Raw genomic sequence first — 8511 nt, forward strand, 5'->3', positions numbered from 1 at the left:
GTAATTATCAATTAAGTATCATCTAATAATAGGTAGATTATTATGAAATTGAAAAATATTAATTTTGGTTTAGGCTTGGTAGCTCTCTTGGCTTTGTCATCATGTGCTGATGACAAGTTCTCGGAGTACAGAACTGATATGACCAAGAACTTGAAGGAATATCAGTATCTTAACAACTATGAGCCTTTGAAGAAATATGTCGAAGACATGAAGGCTTCTGGCAAGTGCAATCCCGACTTTAAGTTGGGTATTGCACTGGCTGCGCCCGACTTCAACAAACAGGAGCTTGTATATTGCTTGGCTGGTAGCAACTTCGAGGAGATGACAGCAGGCAACGCCATGAAGTATGCTTCTTGTGTAAAAAATGATGGAACCTTTGACTTTAATACTGTTAAGGATTTCGTTACAAATGCACAGGATGCAGGTTTGACCATCTATGGTCATACGCTTGCTTGGCATTCTCAGCAGAACAAGAAGTATCTTAGTAAACTTATTGCAGATAAGGAGTTACCTCCTTCTTCTAATGTCACACGTTGCTTGGTCATTGAGAATAAAGAGGCTGGTGGTCATTGGGATGCTCAATTGTATTTCCCTGCTCAGTTATCTCAAGGGAAAAAGTATGTCTTTAAAATGAATGCAAAAGCTACTGCTCCTTTTGACTTAATTCTATGGGCAGCCCCAGGTGATGCAGATTTAGGCTCGATTTCAGTAGGTACTCAATGGAATGAATATACCGTTGAATTTACTCCGAAAGCCAATTATGAGAACTTTGTTTTTGCTGCAGGTAAACTGGGCGGTGAACTGGACATCAAGTCTTTGAGTCTTTGTGAAGAAGGTTCTAACAATAATTTGATCGTAAATGGTGACATAAAAGGGAACGAAGTTCCTTGTATCAAACCTTATTCCTGGCATAAGGTAACTTCAGAAATTCAAGAAGTGGCCGAAAGTCAAGTGGTTGAAATCCCTGTAAGTGTTGGGCATCTTACCTTTGATGATGGTAAGAACCTTGGTGGATGGAATATGGATAATGCGCCAAAGATTGTAAATGGTGTTTGTGAGGTTGGTAACAACGCAGCCAAGGCAAACCCCTGGGATGCACAGGTTAACTATGAACCAGGTTTCGCTTTCGAGAATGGTAAAACCTATCACTTGAAGATGAAAATCAAGGGTTCTGTAGCTGGTGAATTTGGTGCTGGATTCCAGAATCCTGACGGATACAAAGGCTGTGGTGACTTCCCTACCATCAAGGTTACAACTGATTGGAAGGAAGTTGATGTGACTACCAAATGTAATGGTGACAATGCCTTGCGCCTGCTGCTGAATATCGGTAAATATGCGGGTACCCTCTATATTGATGATTTTGAAGTTTACTACACGAAGTCTGCTAATTCCATTCCTCTTACGGATGAAGAGAAGAAATCTCTTCTTACTGATGCAATGGGCAAGTGGATTGATGGTATGATGGAGGCTACTAATGGTTATGTTACATCTTGGGATGTTGTGAACGAGGCGATCTCTGGTAAGAAAGGTGCTGATGGATTCAATGAGTTGCAGCATGCAACTAATGCTCCTGCTTCTGATGTAGCCAATAGCTTCTACTGGCAGGATTATCTCGGTGATATCGACTATGTTCGTACAGCCGTAAGAGATGCACGTAAGAGCTTTGCTGAGCACAATGGTGATCCATCTAAGTTGAAGCTCTTTATCAATGACTACAACTTGGAAGGTTACTGGGATCAGCACGCTAAGCTGAATAGCTTGATCCACTGGATTGGTCTGTGGGAAGATCCTAATGCAGAGGAGCCTGTTGTTATCGATGGTATTGGTACACAGATGCACGTAACATGCTATGGTGATGAAACTAAGCAGGCTAAGCTTAAGAGCGACATCGAAGAGATGTTTAAGTCGCTGGCTAAGACTGGTAAGCTCATCAAGATTTCTGAGCTTGATATGGCTTATGAGGATGAGGCTGGTACTTCTGTTACCTTCGACAAGATGACTGAGGAGCAGCACAAGCAGATGCGTAGCTTCTATACATTCATCATCCAGAAGTACTTCGAGCTGATTCCACAGGCTCAGCAGTATGGTATCACTCAGTGGTGTGCTACTGATTCTCCTAAGGATTCAGGTTGGCGTGCAGGTTGCCCTACAGGTCTTTGGGATAGCAACTATCTTCGCAAGCATACCTATGCAGGTTTCGCTGTAGGTCTTGGTGCTCCAGAATATTGGAAGGAAGCCAAGTAATTACTCTAAAAGACATTAGTTTTAGGTTTATCATACAAAGATTAACCGAAAAAAGATGTTAGTCGTTAAGGTTGGCTGTGTTGTGATGACACGGTCAACCTTATTCACAAGGGTAGAAAAATTGTGATGAAGTAGTTAGGTTTTGTGATAAAATAAAAATAGTTTTGTTGTTTAGATGTCCTTTCGCCTTTCATCTATCTTCTTGCATTTCAGATAGATGAAAGGTGAAAGGACTTTTTTGTTTCTTATAGGTGCTCTAGCCAATTTTCGGGAGTGATGATCGTTTTATCCTTCACATCGTATGTGTTTAGGAAGGAAGCAGGAAACTGAGTATTTGCTCTCTTTGGATTCCATTTCATTTCGAAGAGAGTAAACTGTCCGTCGCTTTCCTCGATGTAGTCTATCTCTTGCTGTTGGTTGGTTCGCCAGAAATAGCTGTTTACATATCTTCCTTCATACTGGTTAGCTTTTATTCTTTCGCTGATAACGAAGTTCTCCCACAAGGCACCAACATCTTGTCGAAGGGCCAAAGGCGCAAAGTTTTGCAATATGGCATTTCGGATACCATTGTCGTAAAAGTAAAACTTCTTGGCTCGTTTCAGTTCTGTGCGCAGGTTTCTGCTAAAACCATTTAGCTTGAAGATGATATAGCATTTTTCTAGCAAGTCTACATATTTTTCCACGGTTTTGCTGTCCGTACCTACTGTCTGTGCCAGCTCATTGTATGAAACTTCGCTAGTAACTTGCAGTGCTAAAGCAGTGAGTAGCTTGCTAAGCAATGCAGGTCGGCGTATACTCTCTAAGGTGAGCAAGTCCTTATAGAGATAACTATTGGACAGATTGTACAAGATGTCTTTTGCATCTTTTGTATGATTGATGACATCTGGGTATGAGCCATAGATGAGGCGATTCTCTAGTGTTTGCTTTACTGTAAGTAAGCCTTGAGATTCGAGTAATTCACCAGTGGACAATGGAAAGAGATGATACTCAAACTTTCTGCCGGTCAGTGGCTCATTGAGCTTGTTTTGTAATTCAAATGAGGAAGAGCCTGTTACCAGTAATTGTACTTCAGGGAAGTTGTCAGTAATCAATTTTAGGGTTAGCCCTATGTTTTCTACTCTTTGTGCCTCGTCTATCATGACAATCTTGTGTTTGCCAATGAGCAATTTTAGTTCTTGGCTATTCACCTGGGATAGCATTTCTTTTACTTCTGGCTCATCACAGTTTAATTGCAATATAGGTTCCGTACGTTTTTCAAGTATCATTTTGAAAAGCGTACTTTTTCCTACTTGTCTGGCACCTATTATAATAATAGCTTTACCACCAAACATTCTGGCCTCTATCGTTTCTTGTAGTTTCCTTCTTATCATTTTATTCTTATGTTTAAATCTTTTGCAAAGATTATGCAAATGAGCGCAATGAAAGCTTGCTTTCAAATTGCCGAGTGCAGCTAATCTTCTGCAAAGGTAATGAAAATATTCGCTAATCCAAAAAATAACACTGTTTTTTTGGATTATAATCCGAAAATTCGTACTGATTTTTTGGATTAGGGACATTTTTGAGCTATTTTTGCCTTGTTAATAGGGTGCCATGTAACTTTAGTTTATACCCAATGTTATGGGTTGTGAAAATTCTTAATCTAGTATCTGTTGCTTGTAGCCCTAGGAGTTGATGATTGTTGTTCCAGAAGCTAATGCCTTTAACTCCTGTTCCTAATGATTGCAAGTCCTAGAATCGCATATCTTTTGGCGACCGCCAAAAGATATGCGGAAGGCATTCTTCTCACTATTACTTACGTCACTTGTAGGCATCAAGCCCTACGCTTGTAATCATTCAGTACTGGGAGGGCAGGTAACAAACCTGCCCTCCCAGTGCATTTTGATACGTTTGATAAAGTATTTGATATATGGCGCAAAGCCGCTTTCGATCCGGGTGTAGTCATCGATGACAAAGGAAAAGGTTGGCTGACAGTAGGCGGAGGATGTGCTCGCATTATGCGTTTGGGAAAAGACATGATTAGTGTGGATGGCCCGATAAAGCCCATCAGGGCTCCCCATCATTTCGAAGCTAACGAATTAAACTACATCAACGGCACATACGTTTATACTTATAACATAGATTGGCAAGATTTTAGCGACTGGCCTCTCCCGACAGAGAAACCAACCACCTGTTGCATGAGTTACATGACTAGCAAAACTCCGCTGGTAACCAAAAGTTGGAAATACCAGCACAACTATATGAAAAACCCAGGAGATTATGGATTTGACTACAGCAACAATCATACACATCTACACAAATTCCGCGGAAAATGGTATGTATTCTATCACACAATGAGTTTGCAACATAGTTTCAATACAACAGCTGGTTTTCGTAATGTTTGTGTCGATGAAATACAAGTTGACGAGAATACTGTGAATATCCACATGGGTAATCAGACTCTGAAAGGCGTAAAACAGATACAGCCTATGAATCCGTTCATCATCCAGCAGGCCGAAACCACAGCAGCCACACAAGGTGTCAAGTTCACAAATGGAAAAAGCATCGGGGACATGTATGCCGTTACCGTTCCCAACAAGACTGGCATCATTGCTGTCAGAGGTGTGGAATTCAACAAAGTACCTTCCAGTCTGGAAATTAAGGCATCCGGAAACGGAATCATAGAAGTCCGCCGGGATAGGCCGGACGGAGAAGTCATTGCTTCAATCAAAGTCGGTACCCCGCAAATGAAACTCATAGAATCCCAACTTCAAAAGAATATGACAGGCACAATGGACCTCTGTTTTGTCCTGAAAGGAAACAATATCACATTCGACGAATGGAAGTTCAAATGATAACTTCCTGATGACAAGGAGGGTGCATTGCCCATTATGATGCACTCTCCTTTACTTCCTGTACGTATCCCGCGCTGAGGAGACTATGCATGGAAGCTGTGCTATCGTTGGATTCTCTTGTTTGTTTTTGCAACACTAAGATAAGTGAATTCTTCGACATGGCAAAATCCTGGGCCGCTCGGCTCTGCCGCTTGACTTGTTCAAGAACTTTTTGCTGCTCAGGTGTTTAAAAAGTTTCTGAATAAGTTGTGTGTTTATACAATTACAGACCAAGATGTATGCGGAGGTCCCCCTGTGGATTATGCCTTCAGTTCTCATCAATGGATCCGCAAGACTTGCGGCAAGGATATCCGCTTTTTCTGGGACGACAGCGCCTGGATCGTGCAGAACGCCATAGGAAGCCAGAATTGGAACGAATACGCAACTCATATACAAAATCACGGGAATCTAGGGAAAATATATCCGAAAAACAAATACGGAGTGGAAGGCGACACTCCTTCTTTCCTACATGTAACCCCAAATGGATTAAACGATCCGACCGTATGTAGCCAGGCAGGTTGGGGTGGCTATTTCCGATGGGAACTGTCACCAGACAGTCTGACAACATGCTACACAAATGCAGATCCGGCAGTCAGATGCATATCGGAGAAATATGAAAAATACTTCTATCCCGCAATATTCGCCAACTTCATGGCACGTATGGATTGGGCTGCATACGGCAAAGGAAACCGTAACCCGATAGTCATCGTAAATGGTGAAAAGGGATTGAACCCGATTATAATTGAACCAGAAACAGAAGAGGAACTCCAATTAAACGCTTCAAAATCTGTGGATCCGGATAAAGATAAACTGACATTCCACTGGTGGATATTGCCGGAAGCGGGTACTTACACCTCAACGGTAAGTATCAGAGAGGCAGACAAAGCTAATGCCATTCTACGTATCCCCCAGGATGCGGCAGGAAAAGAACTGCATATAATCTGTGAAGTGACAGACAATGGGACTCCGGCACTGACCAGTTACAGAAGGGTCATCATCCGCCCAAAACTTGGCGAGACATTCAACCTTTCTAGGCAGCGATAAACATAACTATAAAGGCAATGTTATCAGAAAAAGATAATTCAGTAATTGATATTTAACATATAACAAATGAGACGTTTTACAATGCTCGCATCGTACTATATATAATAATGTGAACGATGATGTAGAATCTATATAATATAAATATTAAACAAATGGTATAAAAAATCCCAGAATCGCTCTTCCAAGCAGTTCTGGGATTTATTATGGTGATATTTGTCATCAATATCTCCGCTATTATATTTTTTATGTATTGCTCAGATTCTTAATGATTTCCAAAGGTAGCTGGGTAGCTTTGGAAACCTGTTCGGCAGAAAGTCCCATTGCCAGCAATCGTTGTGCTGTTTCTGTGTTGGCCTCATGCTTGCCTTCTGCTCTACCTTTCTCCATACCTTCCGCAAGACCTTCTTGCTTACCTTTCGCCATACCTAATTCCATTCCCTTTTCCATACCCTCAGCTATACCTTCACGCTTAGCGGTGTCAACGGAATTCTTGATGTCGCGATATGCCATCTTGCTGGCTTCAAAGCTGATGTATCTTTCTTCTACCTGCTTCATAATCATCTGTATTAAAAATCCATGCCGCAAAGTTACGGTTTTATTTTCAAACCCGCAAGAGATTTCAGTGAAAAGTTTATGAAAAAGTAAGAGATTGCGTTTCTTATGTGACAGGACAAGGGGCTATATGCCACGATTACAAGTGGTGTATAGACCCTTGGTTATATGGTGATAATCGTAATCTACATCTCCGCTTTCAGCAGCTTTATCTCCTCTGACGTCAGCCCCGTCATATCCATGATAGACGCTTCATCCATACCCTTTGCCAGCATCTTCCTGGCAATCTCAAGGCTTCGCTGGGACATGCCTTCTTCTATGCCTTCAGCTATACCTTCAGCTCTGCCTTTTTCCATGCCTTCTTCCATTCCTTTCTGATATCTGTCATCCAGAAGGGTTCTTTCAACACTTACCGAATCCCAAAACTTATCATAGGCACGGAGTTCGGCATCAGTAAAGCCGGAAATCTCCAGTTCTTCTGTTGTCGGCAGATATTGTTGCTGTTGTATCAGTTCATCTTCATTGAGTGACTGAAGGGTATTCAGAAGGTTTTTCAATCGATCGGGATGATTGCCGAATATCTTCTTGAACGTGAGGTCTGCCTTAGGATCTAAGTACTTCATAACCATCTGTTTTAAAATTCTATAGCGCAAAGTTACGGTTTTATTTTCATATCTGCAAGAGTTTTCTAGGAAAAGTTACAGAAAAAGTTAGAGAATGGTGGATATTGAGAGGTAAATGTTGAGTGTTGAATGTTGAATGTTGAGTGTTGAATGAAAGAAATATGGCGACAAAGAAAAAGGGCGCATCCGGATTGGATGCGCCCTAACTTGTTAAATAAATTCGGAGGGATTCTGCTCATGAAATCACTCTAAAGTCCACCTGCCGAAACGCCCAACGCCCCGAGGAGAGCTGTCAGTACGGTTACTGCAAACTTGAGAATCTCATTCCATCTCTGCTTGTTCTTTTCTGTCATAATCTATTCTGTTTTAAAAGGTTAATTATTCTAATCCGTCTCCAGTGTCACCGTTGCCAGTACTGCCTGTGCCGCCGGTCTGCTCGCCAGAGGTGTTGCCACCCGTGGTATCGCCGCCTGAAGAAGCATTGTCCTTGGCAGGCTTTTTCTTAGCCTCCTCGATGTCGAGAGTCTTGGCACCCTCCTTCTCAGCCTTGAGGGCAGCCTTCTGTACGGCACGTGATGCAACCTGCTCAAACTCCATACCTACGAAGATGTTGGCAAGATCGCTGCCCGGGATAAACTGGATGTTCACACCCTTGATGTTGATGTCGCTCTTGAATTCGGCTGCGGTTGCCGCACCCTCACAGGTAAGCTGGAGGCGGAACTTGCCCAACTCGCCGAAATCAATCTGGTTGCCTCGCTGCAACTCGATGACCATGTTCTCCTGCATACTGACCAGAACGGCTGTTACATCCGCATAGGATACAGTGGTCTGCATAGAGATCAACTTCGCGAACTTCTTGAGCGAAATGGAGTCTTTCATCTGAGCACGGGCGTAGAAAAGAGGAACTCCTGCTTTGTCACCAAATTTTGACGCAAGCTTTACTAAACTGTAATTAATTGCCATAATACATAAAATTTTAAAATTGTGAATAATCATGTTGTGCACCGGTCTCTTCCCGAATGCTGATACAAAGATACAACATCGGCGGTGCCCCACTTGTCCACTTTGGTACGATAAGTACCAGTTGTGCTCTATTTGGCTCAATTATGTATACTTTTGCACGCAAGCGTATGCTGCAGAATATTCAAGTGGCTCAGTTAACTTACTCAAGTGGCTCA

The 8511-nt window shown here is 42.2% G+C and carries 8 protein-coding genes; 3 read left to right on the plus strand and 5 right to left on the minus strand.

From position 1 onward, the window contains the following. The first annotated feature begins 42 nt into the window (after nt 1–42). Entirely contained in the window at nt 43–2244 is a 2202-nt protein-coding gene (locus F7D47_RS12220; protein WP_153086028.1) for an endo-1,4-beta-xylanase, read from the plus strand. 245 nt (nt 2245–2489) lie between these two features. Here the strand turns inward: F7D47_RS12220 and F7D47_RS12225 are convergent, their stop codons facing one another. After that, nucleotides 2490–3614: an ATP-binding protein gene (locus F7D47_RS12225; RefSeq protein ID WP_118141050.1), complete on the minus strand. Its 1125-nt coding sequence runs from the start codon at nt 3612–3614 to the stop codon at nt 2490–2492. Nucleotides 3615–4115: 501 nt separating this feature from the next. Between F7D47_RS12225 and F7D47_RS12230 the strand changes: the two genes are divergently transcribed. Together F7D47_RS12230 and F7D47_RS12235 are read left to right on the plus strand one after the other, a co-directional pair. Continuing rightward, a complete protein-coding gene (locus F7D47_RS12230; protein WP_228113389.1) occupies nt 4116–5075 on the plus strand; it encodes a family 43 glycosylhydrolase in 960 nt (319 codons plus the stop codon). A 222-nt stretch (nt 5076–5297) separates the two neighbouring features. Beyond that, nucleotides 5298–6158 carry a nucleoside hydrolase-like domain-containing protein gene (locus tag F7D47_RS12235; protein WP_153086029.1) on the plus strand — a complete coding sequence of 287 codons (861 nt, stop codon included), beginning with the start codon at nt 5298–5300 and terminating at the stop codon, nt 6156–6158. Between the two features lie 243 nt (nt 6159–6401). On the opposite strand, the gene F7D47_RS12240 is transcribed toward F7D47_RS12235, so the two are convergent. The 4 genes from F7D47_RS12240 to F7D47_RS12255 all read right to left on the minus strand — a co-directional run bounded on the left by F7D47_RS12240 (nt 6402) and on the right by F7D47_RS12255 (nt 8296). Beyond that, on the minus strand, nt 6402–6713 hold the full coding sequence (locus F7D47_RS12240) for a hypothetical protein (protein ID WP_228113390.1): 312 nt from the start codon (nt 6711–6713) through the stop codon (nt 6402–6404). Nucleotides 6714–6895: 182 nt separating this feature from the next. Further along, nucleotides 6896–7333 carry a hypothetical protein gene (locus tag F7D47_RS12245; RefSeq protein WP_367379487.1) on the minus strand — a complete coding sequence of 146 codons (438 nt, stop codon included), beginning with the start codon at nt 7331–7333 and terminating at the stop codon, nt 6896–6898. A 248-nt stretch (nt 7334–7581) separates the two neighbouring features. Beyond that, nucleotides 7582–7686: a smalltalk protein gene (locus F7D47_RS12250; protein ID WP_153108154.1), complete on the minus strand. Its 105-nt coding sequence runs from the start codon at nt 7684–7686 to the stop codon at nt 7582–7584. Between the two features lie 25 nt (nt 7687–7711). Further along, nucleotides 7712–8296 (minus strand): HU family DNA-binding protein, encoded by a 585-nt coding sequence (locus F7D47_RS12255; RefSeq protein ID WP_153084259.1) that lies wholly within the window; start codon nt 8294–8296, stop codon nt 7712–7714. Between the last annotated feature and the right edge of the window lie 215 nt (nt 8297–8511).

Origin of the sequence: Segatella copri, from assembly GCF_009494835.1 — a bacterium.
Lineage (GTDB): Bacteria > Bacteroidota > Bacteroidia > Bacteroidales > Bacteroidaceae > Prevotella > Prevotella copri_F.